We start from the raw sequence: 18,456 nt of genomic DNA, 5'->3' as shown, positions 1-18,456 counted from the left end.
AATGATGATTTGGCTTGCAGGCGCCGCCCACTCGCGCTACAATCTTCGGCTTCTCACTTGCCGCACCGGTTCCGACGCCCGGGTGGCTTATATCCACAAGTAAGCACAAGGAGTGATACATGCGTCATTACGAAATCGTCTTTATCGTGCACCCGGATCAAAGCGAGCAGGTGCCCGCGATGATCGAGCGCTACAAGGGCACGATCACGTCGCACGGTGGCCAGATCCACCGCATCGAAGACTGGGGCCGTCGTCAACTGGCCTACATGATCGAGAAACTCGCGAAGGCTCACTACGTCTGCATGAACATCGAATGCGACCAGGCTACGCTCGACGAACTCGAACACGCGTTCAAGTTCAACGACGCCGTTCTGCGTCACCTCATCGTCAAGATGAAGAAGGCCGAAACCGGCCCGTCGCCGATGATGAAGGAAGTGCAGCGCGAAGAAGCCAAGAAGGCGGCTGCCCAGCCGACCGAAGCGCAGGCTTAACTACATAAGCCATCAGGATTCAAACGCGTCAGGTGAACTAGCCACGTGAACAGGCTGCAACTCACGGCGAGCGTCGTCGAGCGAGAACCGGTGCGGTACACCCCCGCCGGCGTTCCGATCGCAAGCTGCACGTTGCATCACCGCACCGAAGTCGTCGAGGCCGGTATTGTCCGCCTCGTGGAGTTGACGATGGATGCGGTGGCGGCCGGCGAGGCTTGCGGCAAGCTGGAAGGCTGCGAGATGGGCGTCGAAACGCTCTTCACCGGCTTTCTCGCCAAAAAGCACCGCAACGCGCGAACCCTGGTGTTTCACATCACCGAAATGCAAGGCACAGGAAAGGACTAATCATGCCCCGCCCGACTGGTAAGAAATTCGACAAGCGTCGTCAACAGCAAAACCCGCTCTTCAAGCGCAAGAAGTTCTGCCGCTTCACGGCTGCAAACGTCGAGCAGATCGACTACAAGGACATCGAAACGCTGAAGGACTTCATCGGCGAAAACGGCAAGATCACGCCGGCTCGTCTGACGGGTACGAAGGCCCACTATCAGCGTCAGCTGGACACGGCTATCAAGCGCGCGCGTTTCCTCGCGCTGATGCCGTACACCGACCAGCACAAGGCCTAACAAGACGACGCGATAAGGAGCAATAGAATGCAGATCATTCTTCTGGAAAAAGTCGTCAACCTGGGCAACCTCGGCGACATCGTCAAGGTGAAGGACGGTTACGCACGTAACTTCCTGATCCCGAACAAGAAGGCACGCCGTGCCACGAAGGACGCCATCGCCGAATTCGAAGTTCGCCGCGCCGAACTCGAAAAGGCCGCCGCTGAAAAGCTGGCTGCGGCTCAGGCAGAAGGCGAAAAGCTGAACGGTCTGACCGTTCAGATCGGCCAGAAGGCTGGCGTGGACGGCCGTCTGTTCGGCTCGGTCACGAACGCCGACATCGCCGAAGCCCTCGGCAAGCAAGGCTTCGCAGTGGAAAAGTCGCAAGTGCGTCTGCCGGAAGGCCCGCTGAAGATGGTGGGCGACCACCCGGTCCAGGTTTCGCTGCACACCGACGTTCTCGTGGACGTCACGGTGTCGGTGCTAGGCGAGCACGCCTAAGCATCCGGGCGGTCCCGGGGGCGACCTCGAACCGCTTGAGCGCTGGCAAATCGGAAAAGGCAGGAGCCCATGGCTTCTGCCTTTTTTGTTGCCCGAACGCTGGGTGGCGTTGCTCCGCACTTCCACGTCTTCCCGGCGTGTTCCAGGCAGCCGCCTTTTGCCCGATAATTGCCCTCCATGAACGCCCCGAAAGATCCCCAACTCGAATCGCTGAAAGTCCCGCCACACTCGATCGAGGCCGAGCAGTCGGTGCTCGGCGGCTTGCTGCTGGACAACAGCGCCTGGGACCGGATTGCCGACTTTCTCTCGCAAAGCGACTTCTACCGCTACGATCACCGCATCATCTTCGAGCATATCGGCCGGCTGATCGCGTCGACGCGCCCGGCGGATGTCGTGACCGTGTACGAAGCGCTCGGCACCTCGGGCAAGGCCGACGACGTGGGCGGCCTCGCGTATCTGAACGCGCTCGCGCAGAACACGCCGAGCGCGGCGAACATCCGCCGCTATGCGGAAATCGTGCGCGATCGTGCGGTGCTGCGGCGCCTCGTTTCGGTCGCGGACGAAATCTCGGCCGACGCGTTCAATCCGCAGGGCAAGGAAGTGCGCCAGCTGCTCGACGAGGCCGAGGCGAAGGTATTCTCGATCGCCGAAGACGGCGCGCGCGGCACCCAGGGCTTCCTCGAGATCGGGCCGCTGCTCACCCAGGTCGTGGAGCGCATCGATACGCTCTATCACACGGCCAATCCGAGCGATGTGACCGGCACGCCCACGGGCTTCGTGGACCTCGACCGCATGACGTCGGGCATGCACGGGGGCGAGCTGATCATCGTGGCGGGGCGTCCGTCGATGGGTAAGACGGCGCTCTCGATGAACATCGGCGAATATGTGGCCGTGGAGTACGGCCTGCCGGTGGCGGTGTTCTCGATGGAAATGCCGGGCACGCAGCTCATCATGCGTATGCTCGGCTCGGTGGGCCGACTCGACCAGCACCGCATGCGTACGGGGCGTCTCACCGACGAAGACTGGCCGAAGCTCACGCACGCCGTGCAGAAAATGAGCGAGGCGCAGATCTTCATCGACGAGACCGGCGGCCTGAACCCGATGGAACTGCGTTCGCGGGCGCGGCGCCTCTCGCGCCAGTGCGGCAAGCTCGGCCTCATCATCATCGACTACCTGCAGCTCATGAGCGGCTCGTCCACGGGTGAGAACCGGGCGACCGAAATCTCCGAAATCTCGCGTTCGCTCAAGAGCCTCGCGAAGGAGCTCGACGTGCCGGTGATCGCGCTCTCGCAGCTGAACCGCGGTCTCGAACAGCGGCCGAACAAGCGGCCGGTGATGTCGGATCTGCGCGAATCGGGCGCTATCGAACAGGACGCGGACGTGATCCTGTTCATCTACCGAGACGAAGTGTACAACCCCGACAGCCCCGACAAGGGCACCGCCGAGGTCATCATCGGCAAGCAGCGTAACGGCCCGATCGGTCCCGTTCGCCTCACGTTCCACGGCCAATACACGAAGTTCGATAATTTTGCCGGGGCACAATCCTTCTACGGCAGCGAATAGCGCCGTCTTCCCGACTGTCAAGTCGCAAGGGGCGGCATGTTGCGCAATCGTGGCGCAAATGCTGCTTCCCTGTCGGTCGACAAGTGCGGGCCATTGCCCGTAACGCTACAATATTGCCGTTTTATGACGGTGATTTTGCTGTTTTGTGACGGCAATCCGAGACCCATTTCCAGGATCCCAATGTTCGGTCGATTCATGCCCACCGAGGGCAAATTCTTCGAAATTTTCAACGCGCATGCCCAGTGCATCGTTTCGGCGAGCGAGGAGCTGGAACTCCTGATCGACAACCTGGCCGATGCAGAAGTCCACAAGCAGAACGTCCAGATAGCCGAAAAGGCCGCCGACAAGCTGACCCACGAAGCAATCGACCTGCTGCACAAGACCTTCATCACCCCGCTGGACCGCGACGAGATTCACAAGCTGATCTCGACGATGGACGATGCGCTCGACCTGATGGAAGACGTGGCCACGGCGATCTCGCTTTACGACGTGCAGGCCGTGACGGCCGAAGCGAGCCAGCTCGCCCACATTTGCACCGCGAGCGCGAAGCGCGTCCAGGCGGCCGTGGCGCTGCTCTCGGACATGAAGCAGGCGCGCGAGATCCTGCAGGCGTGCGAGGACATCGACCGCCTGGAGTCGGATGCCGACCGGCTGCTGCGCTCGGCGATCTCGAAGCTCTTCCGCGAGGAAGACAACGTCAAGACGCTGATCAAGCTGAAGGCGATCTACGAGCTGCTCGAGGCGATCACCGACAAGTGCGAGGATGTCGCGAACATCATCGAAGGCATCGTGCTGGAAAACGCCTGAGTCCGCCGCGATGCAATCGATACAACTCGCCATCTGGGTGGTCGCGTCGCTCGTCGCCATCTCGCTGATCTTCGACTTCATGAACGGCTTTCACGACGCGGCGAACTCCATCGCCACCGTCGTGTCCACAGGCGTGCTCAAGCCGCAGCAGGCGGTAGCGTTCGCGGCCATGTTCAACGTCATCGCCTATTTCGTGTTCCACCTGAAGGTGGCGCAAACGGTGGGCAAGGGCACCATCGACCCCGATATCGTCGATCACTACGTCGTGTTCGGCGCGCTGGTGGGCGCGATCGGCTGGAACGTGCTGACCTGGTACTACGGTATTCCGTCGAGCTCGTCGCACGCGCTGATCGGCGGGCTCGTGGGCGCGGCGCTCGCCAAGTCGGGCTGGCATTCGCTCAACTTCGACGGCCTCATGAAGACCGTCGCGTTCATCTTCATCTCGCCGCTGCTCGGCTTCATCCTCGGTTCGTTCTTCATGCTGCTCGTGTCGTGGCTGTATTTCCGCACGCCGCCCAGCAAGGTGGACCGGCGTTTTCGCCGCCTGCAGCTGATCTCCGCGAGCCTCTATAGCCTCGGGCACGGCGGTAACGACGCGCAAAAGACCATCGGCATCATCTGGATGCTGCTGATCGCCACCGGTTATGCCTCAGCCACGGCCGCTGCGCCGCCCATCTGGGTGATCGGCGGCTGCTATCTTTCGATGGGCATCGGCACGCTGTTCGGCGGCTGGCGGATCGTGCGGACGATGGGGCAGAAGATCACCAAGCTCAAGCCTGTCGGCGGCTTCTGCGCGGAGACGGGCGGGGCGCTTACGCTCTTCACCGCCTCCTGGCTCGGTATTCCCGTTTCGACCACGCACACGATCACCGGTGCGATTGTCGGCGTGGGCGCCACGCGGAAGCTCTCGGCCGTGCGCTGGGGCGTGGCCGGCAATATCGTCTGGGCGTGGATCCTCACGATCCCGGCTTCGGCCGCGCTGGCTGCCGCGGGCTGGTGGGCCGGCCGGCACCTGATGTAATGCGGCGGCGCCCGGCGTCCCCGCATGCGGCGGCGCCGGGCCAATCTCCTGCCGGGTTCAGATGATCGGTGTCGAGGCGCCGTCCATGGGAATCAGCGCCCCGGTCACATAGCTCGCGCGGCGGCTCGCCAGAAAGAGCGCGACGTCCGCGATTTCCTCCGGCTTCGCGTAGCGCCCGAGCGGCACTCTCGCTTCGCCGCGCGCCAGCGCCGTCTCCTTGTCGATTCCCTCTCTTCCTGCTTCCAGCTGGAGCGCCTCCTGCAGACGTTCCGTGAGCGTCGCGCCCGGATTGATCGCGTTGATGCGAATGCCGTAGCGCGCGTGGTAGTGCGCGAGGCCCACCGTGGCCAGCATCAGCGCGGCGTTGGCCGCGCCGCCTGCGATATGGATGTCGCTCGCGTATTTGCCGCCCATGCCGATGATGTTGACGATCGTGCCGGGTTCGGCGGCGCCGGCTTTCACACGTTCGACCATGCGGCGCAGCACTTCCTGCTGCGGATAGATGTACGGGAAGTACTTCGCCTCCATGGTTGCCCTGAAGGCTTCGGCGTCGAGCGATTCGGGATCGTAGCGCCGGGCTGCGCCCGAGCTGTTGATGAGCACGTCGATCGGGCCGACGGTGGTGGAGACGTCCTCGACCACGTCTGCCGCGCTGTGCGGCTCGTGCAGGTCGGCGCGCGTGAGGTGGACATGCAGCCCCTCGCTCGCCAGTTGCTCGCGCGCCCGCGCCAGATTGGCCGGGTCGCGCGACACGATCGCCACTTTCGCGCCTTCTTTCGCAAACGCCCGGGCGCAGGCAAGGCCGATGCCCTTGCTGCCGCCCGTGACCAGAACTACCTTGTTGTTGAGTCCGAGATCCATTGCCGCCTCACTGCCTCGCTACGAAAAGGAGTACCAAGACGATAGCAGACGCAGCGGGCCGCGCAAGCCGCGCTGGCCATCCGGCCAGGGGCGGGCGGTCCGGAAGACCGGCGGAACCGGGCGGTTTAGAAAGTGCCGTTGGCGAAGCGGGCGATGGGGTCGTCGCTCGATTGCGTCGGCGCGCGCTGCGAGGTGCCGGCGGTCGAGGCGCGCATGATCTGCACGGGCGCGGCGCTGGGCGGCGAGGGGGCAACCGAAACCGATCCGGCCTGGGCGGCCTGGCGTTCGGCGGCAGCGGCGACGGGCGGCGGCGGTTCGAACGCATCCGCCGCGGCGTCGATGGCATCGGGCGGCGCGGCCGGGCTGGCGGTGGCGGGGACGGAAGCCACCGGTGCGGCGTTGCTGCCGGCATAGGGGCTCGAAACAGCTGGGGCGGCCACCGGTGCGACGGCGCCGGCGTTACGCGCCTGTATTTGCGCGGCGCTCAGGGCAGCGGGCGGCGGTTCGAAGGCGTCGGCTTGTGCGGGAGCGGCGGGCGGCGGGACATACGCAGGCGCCGCGGCAACAGGCGCGGCGCCTGCCGCAGCCGTCAGACGACGCTGGTCGGCACCGGCAGGCGGCGCGTACGGCGTAGCGGCCACGACCGCGGTCGCGACCGGCGCGGGCGCAGCAACGGCTACAGCCGCCGCACCCTCGCGCGGAGCCGGCGTCGACGCCTCCCAGGTCGGCGTATCGAACGGCGTCGGCGTCTGCTTCGGCGGTGCCATCCGGCGGATGCCGTCGAAGTGCTTCGCCCAGTAAGGATTGGTCAGATAGTCGAGTCGCACCGTCCCGCCGGTCGAAGGCGCATTGACGAAGCGCAGGTTGCCCACGTAGATGCCGACGTGCGAATGCGCTCGCCCGGTCGTATTGAAGAAAACGAGGTCGCCGGCGGCGATTTCGTCGGGATCGACGGACCGGCCGCGCTCGCTCATTTCGGCCGTGGTGCGCGGCAGGTCCACCGCAGCCGCGCGGGCCATCACATACTTCACGAGACCGCTGCAATCGAAGCCACTGTCGGGCGTATTCCCACCCCAGCGGTAGGGAATGCCGACGAGTCCCATCGCCTGGATCGAGATTTCCTCGCGTCCGATGCTGTGATCGACGAAATTGGGAAAGCCCGGCGGGCGGGTGCGCCAGGCGTTGGCGGTCGTGGTGCTGCCCGTGCCGCCCGTGTTGCGAGAGACCCGTTCCGGGGCGCTGGAGCACGCGGCAAGCAGAACCACGACGAATAACGAAAGCCAGAGTCGGCGCATGAAACGCTCGGACGGGCGACGACGACCGCCCGGGGTAGCCGGTAATGCACCGATGGTAGCCCGTCCGGCGGGGCACTCGCAAGAATTCTTGATAAATTACATGAAGTTTGTGCGCCAAGTGTTGCTTCGCCGGGACGTCTTCCCATGAAAAAAGGACCGTATCCGGCGTGCCGGAACGGTCCTTTTTGGCCTTCTGGATACGGCAACGAGGCCGGGGTGCTTACAGAATGTCCGACGCGTAATCGGCGAGACGCGAGCGTTCACCGCGTGCCAGCGTCACATGGCCGCTGTGCGCCCAGCCCTTGAAGCGATCGACGACATACGTGAGGCCCGAGCTCCCTTCGGTCAGATAAGGCGTGTCGATCTGCGCGATGTTGCCAAGGCACACGATCTTCGTGCCGGGGCCCGCACGCGTGACGAGCGTCTTCATCTGTTTCGGCGTGAGGTTCTGCGCTTCGTCGATGATCAGGTACTTGTCGACGAAGGTACGCCCGCGCATGAAGTTCATGCTCTTCACCTTCAGGCGCGAGCGGATCAGCTCCTGCGTCGCGGCGCGGCCCCATTCGCCGGCTGCGTCGTCGGTCTTCTGGAGCACTTCGAGGTTGTCGTCGAAGGCGCCCATCCACGGCTGCATCTTTTCCTCTTCCGTGCCGGGCAGGAAGCCGATGTCTTCGCCGACGGGCACCGTCGCGCGCGTCACGATGATCTCGTTGTAGCGCTTCTCGTCGAGCACCTGGGCGAGGCCCGCTGCGAGCGCCACCAGCGTCTTGCCCGTACCGGCCTGGCCCAGCAGCGTCACGAAGTCGATGTCCGGGTTCATCAGCAGGTTGAGCGCGAAGTTCTGCTCGCGGTTGCGCGCCGTGATGCCCCACACGTTGTTCTTGTGGTGGCCGTAGTCGCGCAGCGTCTGCAGGAGCGCCGTCTTGCCGTTGAGCTCGCGCACGATCGCGTGGAAGGCAGGTTCGCCGTTCTGCGGTTCGAGAAAGACGAACTCGTTCACGAGCATCGAGGCGCACTCGGGGCCCGTCACGCGGTAGTAGGTCGTGCCGGACTTGGTGTCCTGCCACGATTCCATCCCCTTCGCGTGGCGGGTCCAGAAGTCCTGCGGCAGCGCGCGGATGCCCGAATAGAGCAGATCCTTGTCTTCGAGAACCTGGTCGTTGAAGTAGTCTTCCGCGGGCAGGCCCAGTGCGTGGGCCTTGATGCGCATGTTGATGTCTTTCGACACCAGCACCACGAGGCGGTCCGGCCGGTCGCGCTGGAGCGCGCGCACGACGCCGAGGATCTGGTTGTCGGCTTTGCCTTCGGGCAGGCCGTCGACCGGATCGATATGGGTGAGCGTGGTCTGGAAGTACAGACGCCCGAGCGCCTCGCGGCTGCCCAGACGGGCGAGCGAAATGCCTTCGGAGATCGGGCCCGCGTTGGCGACCAGCTGGTCGAGCGTGCGGCTTACCTGACGCGCGTTGCGCGCCACTTCCGACATGCCCTTCTTGTGGTTGTCGAGTTCCTCCAACGTCATCATGGGCAGATAGACGTCGTGTTCCTCGAAACGGAAGAGGCAGGTCGGGTCGTGCATCAGCACGTTCGTATCCAGCACGAAGAGCTTCTGCACTTCGGTGCCTTCTTCCGGATGCAGGCGCTTTTTCGCCGTGCCGCGCGTGCTGGGGGCCGTGCCCGTGCCGCCCGCTTTGGCGGATGCGGGTTTGCCGCCGCTGCGGCCGACCGGCGCCTCGGGCTCGGCGCGGGCTTCGAGCGGTTGCAACAGGGCGGCGGCCTGCTTGCGCTTGCGGGCGGGTGCGGGCGCCACCGGCTCGAGCGCCGCCAGCTCGGCGCTGCCGACGGGCAGCGGCACGGTGCGCAGCGTGGTCGCTGCGTTGGCGGCTTCGGTCATCGGCTCGGCGACGCTGGCCGGCCCGTATTCGGCGACATCGAGCGCGTCGTTGTCGCTCGCGGCCTTGCGCGTGCTGCGCGTGTTGCGCGCGCGCGCCTTGTACTCTTCAGGCGGCAGCAGATTGCCGAGCTTGCTGGGGGGGGTAGGCAAAGGCATGGTGTCCCTCGAAAAAATCGGGTCGAGTGGTCGAGTAGGGTGCGCTTTCGGGCGGTGCACTCGGGAGCCGGGTAGGCGCCCGAAGCTGTCGCACTCGGTGCGCGCTCAGGTCTGAAAATGCCGGTTCGCCTGGTTTTCGATCGGCTCCTTGACAAAGACGCCTGACCGGAAGGTTTTCCGGCGCGGCGCGGGACGGACTGCAAACGAAAAAGCCAACAAAAAAGCCGCCGCCCCGGCTAACGAGGCAAGCGGCTCGACTGCGGTGTTGCGGTGCTCCGGATCTGCGCTGCCGGCCATCGGAAGACCGGCTGCGCGAGCGGCGCAACGCGACAAAAAATGGGGTGGACAGGCACTCATTGCAGCCCAATATAACGCGCCTCACAGCGCTTGTACAGCCTCCAGAACCTCTTCGACGTGGCCCGGAACCTTGATGCCGCGCCATTCGCGTCGCAGCACGCCGGCGGCGTCGATGAGGAAAGTGGAGCGTTCGATTCCACGTACTTCTTTGCCATACATTTTCTTCATTTTGATGACGTTAAAGAGCGTGCAGAGCGCTTCGTCGGCATCCGATACCAAGGTAAACGGCAGTTCGAGCTTGGCCTTGAAGTTCTCGTGCGAGCGCACGCTGTCGCGCGAGACACCGACGATCTGCGCGCCCGCCTTCTTGAACTTCGGGTAGAGGTCGCGGAACTGCAGACCTTCGGTCGTGCAGCCCGGCGTGTTGTCTTTCGGATAGAAGTACAGGACCACCTTGCTGCCCGCGAGGCTCGACAGCGTGAAATCGCCGCCGGTGGCGGGCGCGGTGAAGTCAGGGACGGCTTGATCGACTGCGATGGGCACGGGTTTCTCCGGTTGTTATTGTCAGACGATGCGATGGGTTGGCGGGTTGAGCGGCGCGATTGCCGTGATGACAGGCGGCAGCCGCGCGGTGGGCGCGGCGTGCGGGGCCTTCGCGCGGCCCGGGGCCCTAGGCCCGATCTGATCGCCCGGACGGCGGATTTTAGTCGGGCTGGACGATCAGCTGGCCCGAACGGCCGGCGATCTCGCCCCAGGTGACAGGGTACGATGGGAGCGTGTCGCGGTCCAGCGCCGCATGGTAGTCGCCCATCGTGGCAAACGTGTGGCCTTGCGCGCGCCAGCCCGCGAGCAGCTGCTCGAAGATGGGCGCGAGCTTCTGGCCTTCGAGCTCCGCGTGCAGCGTGAAGACCTGGTCGTGCGGATTGTTTTCCGTGAGCTTGAGCATCCACGCGGCAACGGTGTCCGTGTCGATGCCGTCCACGCCCAGCACTTCGTCGAGCGTGGGCAGTGTGGTGGGCATCTGCACGTGGTTCAGCGTGCGGCCTTCCACCACCGGGAGATAGGGCGAATGGCCGCGCCCGTCCGAGGCGTAGCGCATGCCCCACGCATCGATCTGCTCGAATGCGGCGTCGTTCATCTGCCAGCCGGCCGCGCCGTGGGTTGCGGGCGGCGCACCGAAGATCTGCGTGAAGCGCTCGTAGCTCTTGCCCATCTCGCGCGCCGTCCAGTCTTGCTCGCGGCTGCGCACGTTGTCCTGCCAGTAGACGTGGTCCCACGTGTGGATGCCGCATTCGAAGCCGGCTTCGTGGATCGCACGCATGTCGGCCGCGGCGCGCACGCCGATGTCGGGGCCGGGCAGCAGCACGCCGTACATGAGCTGTTTCACGCCGTAATGCTCGACTACCGAGGTGCGCGACACTTTCTTCAGGAAGCCCGGGCGGAACACCCGACGCAGCGCCCAGCCCGTGTGGTCCGGGCCGAGGCTGAAAAGAAACGTGGCGCGCGCCTTGTAGCGGTCGAAAATGCGCGCGAGATTCGGCACGCCTTCGCGCGTGCCGCGCAGCGTATCGACGTCGATCTTGAGGACGATGCGGGCCAAGTGGCAGGGTCCTTCGCGCGCGGCGTTATTGCTGCTCGACGAGCGCGCGGGCCTCGGCCACGTGGCCCCGGTACGCTTCGAAGATCTTGCGCAGCGCTTCGTCGAAGCTCGACTTCGGCGCCCAGCCGAGTTCCTGCATCGTGTTGTCGATCTTCGGCACGCGATTCTGCACGTCCTGGTAGCCGGCGCCGTAGTAGGCCCCCGACGACGTTTCGACGAGTTGCACCTGCTTGGCCGACTCCGCGTACTCGGGGAATTCGGCGGCGAGCGCGAGCATCTTGTGCGCCAGTTCGCGTACCGAGAAGTTGTTGGTCGGGTTGCCGATGTTGTAGATCTTGCCGGTGGCGACGCCGTCCTTGTTCTCGATGATCTTCATCAGCGCTTCGATGCCGTCGTCGATGTCGGTGAACGCGCGCTTTTGCGCACCGCCGTCGACGAGGCTGATGTTCTCGCCGCGCACGATGTGGCCGAGGAACTGCGTCACCACACGGGACGAACCTTCCTTCGGCGTGTAGATCGAGTCGAGGCCCGGGCCGATCCAGTTGAACGGACGGAACAGCGTGAAGTTCAGGCCTTCCATGCCGTAGCCCCAGATCACGCGGTCCATCAACTGCTTCGAGCACGCGTAGATCCAGCGCGGCTTGTTGATCGGGCCGTAGGTGAGGGCGGACGCGTCCGGGTCGAACTGCTCGTCCGCGCACATGCCGTACACCTCGGAAGTCGAGGGGAACACGAGGTGCTTGCGGTACTTCACGGCCGAACGCACGATCGGCAGGTTCGCCTCGAAGTCGAGTTCGAACACGCGCAGCGGCTGCTGCACGTAGGTGGCGGGCGTGGCGATTGCGACGAGCGGCAGGATCACGTCGCACTTCTTGACGTGATATTCCACCCACTCCTTGTTGATCGTGATGTCGCCTTCGAAGAAGTGCATCCGCTCATGCTTGACGAGGTCGCCGAGGCGGTCGGTCTGCATGTCCATCCCGAACACTTCCCAGTTCGTGGTTTCGAGGATGCGCTTGGAGAGGTGGTGGCCGATGAAGCCGTTCACACCCAGGATCAGGACTTTTTTCATTGACGGGAAGCGGATGAAGTGAGTTCGGCGAAGGCTGCGGGCGTGACGACGGTTTCTCTCCCGTCTCCGGGGTGTCCCGACACGTGCCGCAGTTCGTGGATCGCGATGGCGCGGCCGTCGCCGCAGAGGGCGAATAGCGCATTATCGCTTACGTGGATGCCGACGGGCAATCCGGCCGGTTTGACCAGCGCGGCGGGCGTCGCGCCCGGGCGCACCAGCCGCGCGCGGGCGATCACGAAGCGCTCGCCGCCGATGTCGGCGAACGCGCCGGGGTAGGGCGGTGCGACGGCCCGGATCAGGTTGTAGACCTGCTGGGCGCTCTGGCCGAAGTCGATGCGGCCGTCTTCGGGCTTGCGCCCGCCGAAGTAGCTGCCTTGCGAAAGATCGTTCGGCAGGTGCGGCGCTTCGCCCGCGATCAAGGCGGGCAGCACGCGCCAGAGCGTCTGCTCGGCGGCCACCGTGACCTTGTCGAAGACCTGCGCGGCGGTGTCGTCGGGCAGGATCGGCACCGGCGTCTGGGCGACGATGGCGCCCGCGTCGGGTCTCGCGGCCATTTCGTGCAGCGTCGCGCCGGTTTCGGTCTCGCCGCGCAGCACCGCCCAGTTGGTCGGCACGCGGCCGCGGTACTTCGGCAGGAGCGAGCCGTGCATGTTGTACGCGCCGCGCGCGGCGAGCGCGAGCAGGTCGGTCGGCAGCATGTGCCGGTAGTAGAACGAGAAGATGAAATCGGGGCGCGCCGCGCTCACGGCCGCGCGCAGCTCCGCGCCCTTCGGATCGGCGGGCGTGATGACGTCGATGCCGTGCTCCTCGGCCACCGACTTCACGCTGCCGAACCAGATGTTCTCGGTCGGGCTGTCCTCGTGGGTGACCACGAGCGCGACGTCCACGCCGCCTGCGAGCAGCACCTGCAGGCAGCGCACCCCGACGTTGTGATAGGCGAATACGACGGCGCGCGGCTTCACTTTTGCGCTCCCTGGCTCACCGGGCTGGCGGGTACCGCCTGCACGGCTTGCACCACCTCCTGGCGCGGCGCCGCCGCGATGGCCTCGCCGTTGCGCTCTTCGAGGATGGTCTGCACCAGATAGCGCGGCCGCGCGCGCACCTGCTGATAGATGCGGCCGATGTATTCGCCGAGCAACCCGAGCGCGAAGATGATCACGCCGAGCAGGAAGAACGTGATGGCGAACAGCGTGAACACACCCTGCACTTCCGCGCCGATGATGAAGCGGCGGATCAGCAGCAGGACGAACAGGCCGGCCGAGCCGAGCGAGAGGATCACGCCGATGAACGACAGCCACTGCAGCGGCACGACGGAGAAGCCGGTGACGAGGTCGAAGTTCAGGCGGATGAGGCTGTAGAGCGAGTACTTCGATTCGCCCGCGAAGCGCTCCTCGTGCGCGACCTCGACTTCCACGGGGTTCTGCGCGAACGTGTAGGCGAGCGCCGGGATGAACGTGTTGATTTCGCCGCAGCGGTTGATCGTGTCGATGATATGCCGGCTATAGGCGCGCAGCATGCAGCCCTGGTCGGTCATCTTGATGCGCGTGATGCGCTCGCGCAGGCGATTCATCATCTGCGAAGCCTTGCGGCGCCACAGGCTGTCCTGGCGCTGCTTGCGAATCGTGCCGACGTAGTCGTAGCCTTCGCGCATCTTCTCGACCAGCTTGCCGATTTCCTCGGGCGGGTTTTGCAGGTCGGCGTCGAGCGTGATGATGATCTGGCCGCGCGCCTGCTCGAAGCCCGCGAGAATCGCCATGTGCTGGCCGTAGTTGCCGTTCAGCAGGATCGCGCGCGTGGTGTCGGGGCGTGCGCGGAACTGCTCGGCGAGCATCGCGGCCGAGCGGTCGCGGCTGCCGTCGTTGATGAAGATCACTTCATACGGCGTGCCGAGCTGGTCGAGCGCCGGATACAGGCGCGCGAACAGCGCCGCGAGCCCGGCTTCCTCGTTATAGACCGGAATGATGACCGAGACTTCCGGCGCTTCCGGGGTCAAGGTGCGTTGTTCCGTTTGACTCATGAGTGCGTCTTTTCCGTATTCGTAGTGCGGGTGCGTAGAGGGCGCAGTGGGGCGCCGGGGGTGTCAGCCCAGGCTGTACTGCTCGCAGATTTCATTCACGGCGCGGCACACGCGTGCCACGTCGTCTTCGGTCATCTGCGTGAAGAGCGGCAGCGTGACCGTGGTCGCGCCGAACCGCTCGGCGTGCGGGAACATCCCGGCCGTAAAGCCGCGCTCGCGATAGAGCGTGAAGAGGTGGATGGCCGGGTAATGCACGCCCGAGCCGATGCCGCGCTCCTTCAGTTGTCCCATGAATTCGCCGCGGCTCAGGGTGAGCTTTTCGAGCGGCAGCGTGATCTGGAACATGTGCCAGTTGCCGTTCGTGAAGTCCGCCACCGGCAGGCCCACGCCCAGCTTCACCGCGGCGCCGCCCTCGAAGTGCGTGAAATAGGCGCGCGCGAGCTTGCGCCGCTGTTCGGTGAAACGCTCGATGTGCTTGAGTTGGCCGAGGCCGACGCGTGCCGCGACGTCGGTGAGATTGTACTTGCCGCCGAGCACGTCGCAGTCCATGCCGTCGAAGCCGGTGCGCGTGATGCCCTGGAGGCGGTACTTCTGGGCGAGCACGGCTTCGGCTTCGTCGTTCAGCACGAGCGCGCCGCCTTCGATCGACGTGAGGTTCTTGTTGGGGTGGAAGCTGAACGACACGATGTCGCCGATCGCCCCGATGCGCTTGCCTTTCCAGGTCGAGCCGAACGCTTGCGCGGCGTCTTCGATCACGCGCAGCTTGTGCTGGCGGGCGATCGCGTAGAGGCGGTCCATATCGACGGGCAGGCCCGCCAGATACACCGGGATGATCGCCTTCGTGCGCGGCGTGATGGCGGCCTCGAGCTTGTCGAGGTCGAGGTTGCGCGTGACGGGATCGATGTCGGCGAACACCGGCGTCGCGCCCACTTCGTAAATCACGTTGCTCGTCGCGACCCACGAGGCCGGCGTGGTGATGACTTCGTCGCCGGGGCCCACGCCCGCAATGCGCAGGCCGATCTCGAGCGTCGCCGTGCCCGAATTGAACGTGCGCACCGGGCGGCCGCCGCAGAATTCGGAGAGGGCGGCCTCGAACGCCTGGTTCTGCGGGCCGGTCGTGATCCAGCCGGAACGCAGCACGTCGGCGACGCCCTGAATGGTTTCTTCGTCGATCTCGGGCCTGACGAACGGCAGGAACGCAACGCTGGATTGGGTCATGAGTGTTGGGCTCGTGAAAATTGAGGCGAAGCGCAAGGCGGGATTGCCACCTTGCGAATCTGTAATGTGGGGCGCGAAACCACCCGCTACAAGGGGTCTCGCGTGCGCGAGACGCCCGGGTCAGCTGCGTGCGAGCACGACCACGCCGATCAGGATGATGCCGATACCGACAAGACGCTGGACGGACAGTACCTCGCCGAACAGATACCACGCCGCGAAAGCGTTCACCACGTAGCCGAGCGAGAGCATCGGATAGGCAATCGAGACGTCCACGCGCGAGAGCCCGACCACCCAGACGACCACGCTCACGACATAGCAGCCGAGCCCGCCGATGATCGGCAATTGCGTGGCGAGCTTCAGGCCGATGGGCAGGATGTTCGCACGGGTGAATTCGAAGTGTCCAACGGCATTGACACCGGCTTTCAGCAACAGTTGCGCGCAGGCATTCAGGCCGACGCCGGCGAGGATGCAAAAGAGGGAAATCGGGTTCATCGTCGGACGAATTGGGCTAATTATGGGGTCTGATTTTGGGGCGGCCCGGGTTGCGCCCGGGTTGCTTTTGCCGCCCGGATCGCCTCCGGCGGCAGGGCGCCTGGGCGCGATTATCGCTCAAGCGCGGCGGCCGCCGGTCGTCGGGCTGGTCGGCTCAGGGTTGCGTGGGCTTTTCCACCACCACGCGGCGGGAATCGCGCGCGACCACCTGCATCGGCAGACCTTGCGCGGCGAGTTCCTCGTAGCGTTGTGCGGGGAGAAGCGCCAGCGCGTAGCGTTCGGCCTTCCAGCGCTGCTCCCAGTCCTCGATGGTCGGCACCCACTTCTGCGGCTCCTCGTCGATGCCGAATTTCAGCTCGTCCGTGACCGCGACCATCGTCATCGTGTGGCGCACATAGAACGGCAGCGTATGGTCGAGCACGCCGACCGAGTAGAAGGGCGTATCGGGCGGCAGCTTGGCGATGGCGGCGCGCACGGCTGGCGCGAGCGGCGCGCCCGAACTGAGCGTGCCGAAGACGTCGTGGCCCGTGCCGGCGATGGTCGCGAGCAGCAGCCACGCGGCGCCCTGGGCGACGGCGGGCGACGCTGCGCCCGTGGCCGGCGTGCGTTTTGCGCGGTTCAGCCACAGGCCGATGGCCGTCGCCACAAAGCCGGTCGCGGCCGCTGCGAACACCCACACCTGGAACTCGCGGTACAGCGCGTTCGGGTTGCGCGCGTCGCCAAGACGCGTGAGATAAAACGAGCCGAACGCCAGCGCGAGGCACAGCAGCAGGTAGCCGCCCAGATGACGGCGCCACTGCTCGCGCTTCATGAGCGGCAGGTAGAGGCCGATCACGAGGGCGAGCGCCGGGGCGACCGGCAGCACGTACGAGATCAGCTTCGAGTGCGACGTGCTGAAGAACACGAAGATGAACGCGCTCCACACCAGCAGCAGCGTGACGGGGGCGAAGCCGTTGGGCTGGCGCGGGGTGGCGAGCGCATGACGCAGGCTCTGCACGGTGACGGAAAGCCACGGCAGGAAGCCCACCAGCAGCACCGGCACGAAGTACCAGAGCGGGCCCGGGCGGTTCTGCTCGGGCGTGAGATAGCGGCGGAACTGCTGAACGATGAAGAAGAAGTTGAAGAACTCGGGATTGCGTTCCTGTACGAGGACGAACCACGGCGACACGATCGCGAAGAACACGATCAGGCCGCTCACGAGATACAGGCGCTTCCAGAGCGCCCAGTCGCGCGCGAGGACGGTGTAGAGCACGAGCACGGCGCCGGGCAGGATCAGGCCGATCAGCCCCTTGGAGAGCACCGCGAGCGCCATCGAGGCCCAGCACGCCCACATCCACAGCCGCGCTTCGCCCTTCGCGAGACCGGGGCGCTGGGCGAGGAGGAGGGCGCAGAGCGTGAGCTCCATCCAGAACGACAGGGCCATGTCGAGCGTGTTGAAGTGGCCCATCAGGTTCCAGTAAGGCGCGGTGGCGAGCACGAGCGCTGCGAAGAAGCCGGTTGCCGCGTTGAACACGCGCGTGCCCGTGAAGCCGACCAGCAGCACGCCCGCGAAGCCCGTGAGCGCGGTATAGAGGCGCGCTTGCCATTCGCCGAGACCGAACCCCATGAAAGTGAGCGCATTGGCCCAGGTCTGCAGCGGCGGCTTCTCGAAGTACTTGTAGCCGTTGTAGCGCGGCGTGATCCAGTCGCCGGTCGCGAGCATTTCGCGCGCCATTTCGGCGTAGCGGCCTTCGTCGCTCGGCAGCAGGTGGCGCCAGCCGAGCGGCATGAACCAGATCACGGCGAGCGCCAGGATCAGGAGCAGGATGGCGGCGCGGTTGAGCGGGGGCCTCGAAAGCGTATCGTTCATGGGTTCCAGGCGGTTATGGCATTCGGGGTTCTTCGGGGCACGGCGGTACGGCGGCTGGTGAGGCGCCGGCGGCGCGCAAGTGTACGTCATCGCGCGGCCGCCAGGCTTAAGGCGGGTTAAGGCACGAGCCGGCACGAGCGGGCGCGAGCGCGGTTCCGCCGGATCAGCGCTCGATCAGGAGCGCGGCAGCCACCCGGCGGCCTTCGGACATCAGGATGTTGTAGGTGCGGCAGGCCGCCTTGAAATCCATCGCCTCCACGCCGATGCGCTTCGCGGCAAGTGCCGCGGTCAATCGCGGGTGCGGGAAACGCAACCGGGCGCCGCTGCCGAACACCACGACTTCGGGCGCGGGGGCGAGCAGCATCTCGAAAAGCTCGGGGGTCAAGGCGTCGAACGCGTTGACCGGCCAGGGGATGACGGGCAGGTCGGGCAAGACGATGAGGCTGTTTTCGTGGCGTTCGAGGTTGATTTCGACGTAATCGGCGCCGTAGCCGGTAACGGTGTTGAGGGCGCCGCTCGAGTCCTGGTGTAGTTTCAAAACGGGGTTCCGGGTTGTCGCGGCCGTGGCGTCTTGCGCATTGCGGAAATCGGCCAAAATCCGCTAAATTATAACTTTTTAGCCGCTGCTGCGGCGCTCCTCACCCGGCGCGCTGTTTGCCGCCCGTTTGTTCCGTCCGTTTGCCATCCGTCAGCCACAAGCAAACGGCGGCGACCGGACGCAGC

General features: G+C 65.3%; 20 protein-coding genes. 7 read left to right on the top strand and 13 right to left on the bottom strand.

The window, feature by feature from the left end:
• Nucleotides 1–119 precede the first annotated feature (119 nt).
• The 7 genes from rpsF to U5760_RS01725 all read left to right on the top strand — a co-directional run bounded on the left by rpsF (nucleotide 120) and on the right by U5760_RS01725 (nucleotide 4,985).
• A complete protein-coding gene (gene rpsF, locus U5760_RS01755) occupies nucleotides 120–491 on the top strand; it encodes a 30S ribosomal protein S6 (RefSeq protein ID WP_028224726.1) in 372 nt (123 codons plus the stop codon).
• A gap of 45 nt (nucleotides 492–536) precedes the next feature.
• Nucleotides 537–836, top strand: a complete 300-nt coding sequence (priB, locus tag U5760_RS01750) for a primosomal replication protein N (RefSeq protein WP_322009174.1) — start codon at nucleotides 537–539, stop codon at nucleotides 834–836.
• A gap of 2 nt (nucleotides 837–838) precedes the next feature.
• Complete coding sequence (gene rpsR / locus U5760_RS01745) at nucleotides 839–1,114, top strand: 30S ribosomal protein S18 (protein ID WP_322009173.1); 276 nt, start codon at nucleotides 839–841, stop codon at nucleotides 1,112–1,114.
• A 27-nt stretch (nucleotides 1,115–1,141) separates the two neighbouring features.
• Nucleotides 1,142–1,594 carry a 50S ribosomal protein L9 gene (gene rplI, locus U5760_RS01740; RefSeq protein ID WP_322009172.1) on the top strand — a complete coding sequence of 151 codons (453 nt, stop codon included), beginning with the start codon at nucleotides 1,142–1,144 and terminating at the stop codon, nucleotides 1,592–1,594.
• Between the two features lie 177 nt (nucleotides 1,595–1,771).
• Nucleotides 1,772–3,157 carry a replicative DNA helicase gene (locus U5760_RS01735; protein ID WP_322009171.1) on the top strand — a complete coding sequence of 462 codons (1,386 nt, stop codon included), beginning with the start codon at nucleotides 1,772–1,774 and terminating at the stop codon, nucleotides 3,155–3,157.
• A gap of 180 nt (nucleotides 3,158–3,337) precedes the next feature.
• Nucleotides 3,338–3,964, top strand: a complete 627-nt coding sequence (locus U5760_RS01730; RefSeq protein WP_322009170.1) for a DUF47 domain-containing protein — start codon at nucleotides 3,338–3,340, stop codon at nucleotides 3,962–3,964.
• A 10-nt stretch (nucleotides 3,965–3,974) separates the two neighbouring features.
• A complete protein-coding gene (locus tag U5760_RS01725; protein WP_322009169.1) occupies nucleotides 3,975–4,985 on the top strand; it encodes an inorganic phosphate transporter in 1,011 nt (336 codons plus the stop codon).
• A gap of 57 nt (nucleotides 4,986–5,042) precedes the next feature.
• On the opposite strand, the gene U5760_RS01720 is transcribed toward U5760_RS01725, so the two are convergent.
• The 13 genes from U5760_RS01720 to U5760_RS01660 form a co-directional block, all read right to left on the bottom strand.
• Nucleotides 5,043–5,846 carry an SDR family oxidoreductase gene (locus U5760_RS01720; protein ID WP_322009168.1) on the bottom strand — a complete coding sequence of 268 codons (804 nt, stop codon included), beginning with the start codon at nucleotides 5,844–5,846 and terminating at the stop codon, nucleotides 5,043–5,045.
• A 125-nt stretch (nucleotides 5,847–5,971) separates the two neighbouring features.
• The gene (locus U5760_RS01715; RefSeq protein ID WP_322009167.1) at nucleotides 5,972–7,141 is read right to left on the bottom strand and encodes a C40 family peptidase; all 1,170 of its coding nucleotides are present in this window, start codon (nucleotides 7,139–7,141) and stop codon (nucleotides 5,972–5,974) included.
• A 220-nt stretch (nucleotides 7,142–7,361) separates the two neighbouring features.
• Entirely contained in the window at nucleotides 7,362–9,188 is a 1,827-nt protein-coding gene (locus tag U5760_RS01710; RefSeq protein WP_322009165.1) for a PhoH family protein, read from the bottom strand.
• 105 nt (nucleotides 9,189–9,293) lie between these two features.
• Entirely contained in the window at nucleotides 9,294–9,485 is a 192-nt protein-coding gene (locus U5760_RS01705) for a hypothetical protein (RefSeq protein WP_322009164.1), read from the bottom strand.
• Between the two features lie 81 nt (nucleotides 9,486–9,566).
• Nucleotides 9,567–10,028, bottom strand: coding sequence for a peroxiredoxin (locus U5760_RS01700; RefSeq protein WP_322009162.1), 462 nt, complete (start codon nucleotides 10,026–10,028; stop codon nucleotides 9,567–9,569).
• A 160-nt stretch (nucleotides 10,029–10,188) separates the two neighbouring features.
• Nucleotides 10,189–11,085, bottom strand: coding sequence for a polysaccharide deacetylase family protein (locus U5760_RS01695; protein WP_322009161.1), 897 nt, complete (start codon nucleotides 11,083–11,085; stop codon nucleotides 10,189–10,191).
• A 25-nt stretch (nucleotides 11,086–11,110) separates the two neighbouring features.
• Entirely contained in the window at nucleotides 11,111–12,157 is a 1,047-nt protein-coding gene (locus U5760_RS01690; protein ID WP_322009160.1) for a bifunctional UDP-4-keto-pentose/UDP-xylose synthase, read from the bottom strand.
• Nucleotides 12,154–13,119, bottom strand: a complete 966-nt coding sequence (locus tag U5760_RS01685) for a formyltransferase (protein ID WP_322009159.1) — start codon at nucleotides 13,117–13,119, stop codon at nucleotides 12,154–12,156. The genes U5760_RS01690 and U5760_RS01685 overlap by 4 nt, the downstream gene beginning before the upstream one ends.
• Nucleotides 13,116–14,174 carry a glycosyltransferase gene (locus tag U5760_RS01680; protein ID WP_322009157.1) on the bottom strand — a complete coding sequence of 353 codons (1,059 nt, stop codon included), beginning with the start codon at nucleotides 14,172–14,174 and terminating at the stop codon, nucleotides 13,116–13,118. The genes U5760_RS01685 and U5760_RS01680 overlap by 4 nt, the downstream gene beginning before the upstream one ends.
• A gap of 63 nt (nucleotides 14,175–14,237) precedes the next feature.
• Nucleotides 14,238–15,392 carry a DegT/DnrJ/EryC1/StrS aminotransferase family protein gene (locus U5760_RS01675; RefSeq protein ID WP_322009156.1) on the bottom strand — a complete coding sequence of 385 codons (1,155 nt, stop codon included), beginning with the start codon at nucleotides 15,390–15,392 and terminating at the stop codon, nucleotides 14,238–14,240.
• 120 nt (nucleotides 15,393–15,512) lie between these two features.
• On the bottom strand, nucleotides 15,513–15,884 hold the full coding sequence (locus U5760_RS01670) for an EamA family transporter (protein WP_322009154.1): 372 nt from the start codon (nucleotides 15,882–15,884) through the stop codon (nucleotides 15,513–15,515).
• Nucleotides 15,885–16,038: 154 nt separating this feature from the next.
• On the bottom strand, nucleotides 16,039–17,733 hold the full coding sequence (locus U5760_RS01665) for a glycosyltransferase family 39 protein (protein WP_322009152.1): 1,695 nt from the start codon (nucleotides 17,731–17,733) through the stop codon (nucleotides 16,039–16,041).
• 163 nt (nucleotides 17,734–17,896) lie between these two features.
• Entirely contained in the window at nucleotides 17,897–18,271 is a 375-nt protein-coding gene (locus U5760_RS01660) for an Mth938-like domain-containing protein (RefSeq protein ID WP_322009150.1), read from the bottom strand.
• Between the last annotated feature and the right edge of the window lie 185 nt (nucleotides 18,272–18,456).

The organism is Paraburkholderia sp. J12 (assembly GCF_905220215.1).
Taxonomy (GTDB): Bacteria; Pseudomonadota; Gammaproteobacteria; order Burkholderiales; family Burkholderiaceae; genus Paraburkholderia.
This window is presented reverse-complemented; position numbering and strand designations above follow the sequence as displayed.

Coding starts and splice junctions, on each gene's coding strand:
- U5760_RS01710 (WP_322009165.1), bottom strand. CDS start 9,188: ATGCCTTTGCCTACCCCCCCCAGCAAGCTCGGCAATCTGCTGCCGCCT.
- U5760_RS01735 (WP_322009171.1), top strand. CDS start 1,772: ATGAACGCCCCGAAAGATCCCCAACTCGAATCGCTGAAAGTCCCGCCA.
- U5760_RS01665 (WP_322009152.1), bottom strand. CDS start 17,733: ATGAACGATACGCTTTCGAGGCCCCCGCTCAACCGCGCCGCCATCCTG.
- U5760_RS01680 (WP_322009157.1), bottom strand. CDS start 14,174: ATGAGTCAAACGGAACAACGCACCTTGACCCCGGAAGCGCCGGAAGTC.
- U5760_RS01715 (WP_322009167.1), bottom strand. CDS start 7,141: ATGCGCCGACTCTGGCTTTCGTTATTCGTCGTGGTTCTGCTTGCCGCG.
- U5760_RS01705 (WP_322009164.1), bottom strand. CDS start 9,485: ATGGCCGGCAGCGCAGATCCGGAGCACCGCAACACCGCAGTCGAGCCG.
- U5760_RS01730 (WP_322009170.1), top strand. CDS start 3,338: ATGTTCGGTCGATTCATGCCCACCGAGGGCAAATTCTTCGAAATTTTC.
- rplI (WP_322009172.1), top strand. CDS start 1,142: ATGCAGATCATTCTTCTGGAAAAAGTCGTCAACCTGGGCAACCTCGGC.
- rpsR (WP_322009173.1), top strand. CDS start 839: ATGCCCCGCCCGACTGGTAAGAAATTCGACAAGCGTCGTCAACAGCAA.
- U5760_RS01670 (WP_322009154.1), bottom strand. CDS start 15,884: ATGAACCCGATTTCCCTCTTTTGCATCCTCGCCGGCGTCGGCCTGAAT.
- U5760_RS01720 (WP_322009168.1), bottom strand. CDS start 5,846: ATGGATCTCGGACTCAACAACAAGGTAGTTCTGGTCACGGGCGGCAGC.
- U5760_RS01725 (WP_322009169.1), top strand. CDS start 3,975: ATGCAATCGATACAACTCGCCATCTGGGTGGTCGCGTCGCTCGTCGCC.
- U5760_RS01690 (WP_322009160.1), bottom strand. CDS start 12,157: ATGAAAAAAGTCCTGATCCTGGGTGTGAACGGCTTCATCGGCCACCAC.
- rpsF (WP_028224726.1), top strand. CDS start 120: ATGCGTCATTACGAAATCGTCTTTATCGTGCACCCGGATCAAAGCGAG.
- U5760_RS01675 (WP_322009156.1), bottom strand. CDS start 15,392: ATGACCCAATCCAGCGTTGCGTTCCTGCCGTTCGTCAGGCCCGAGATC.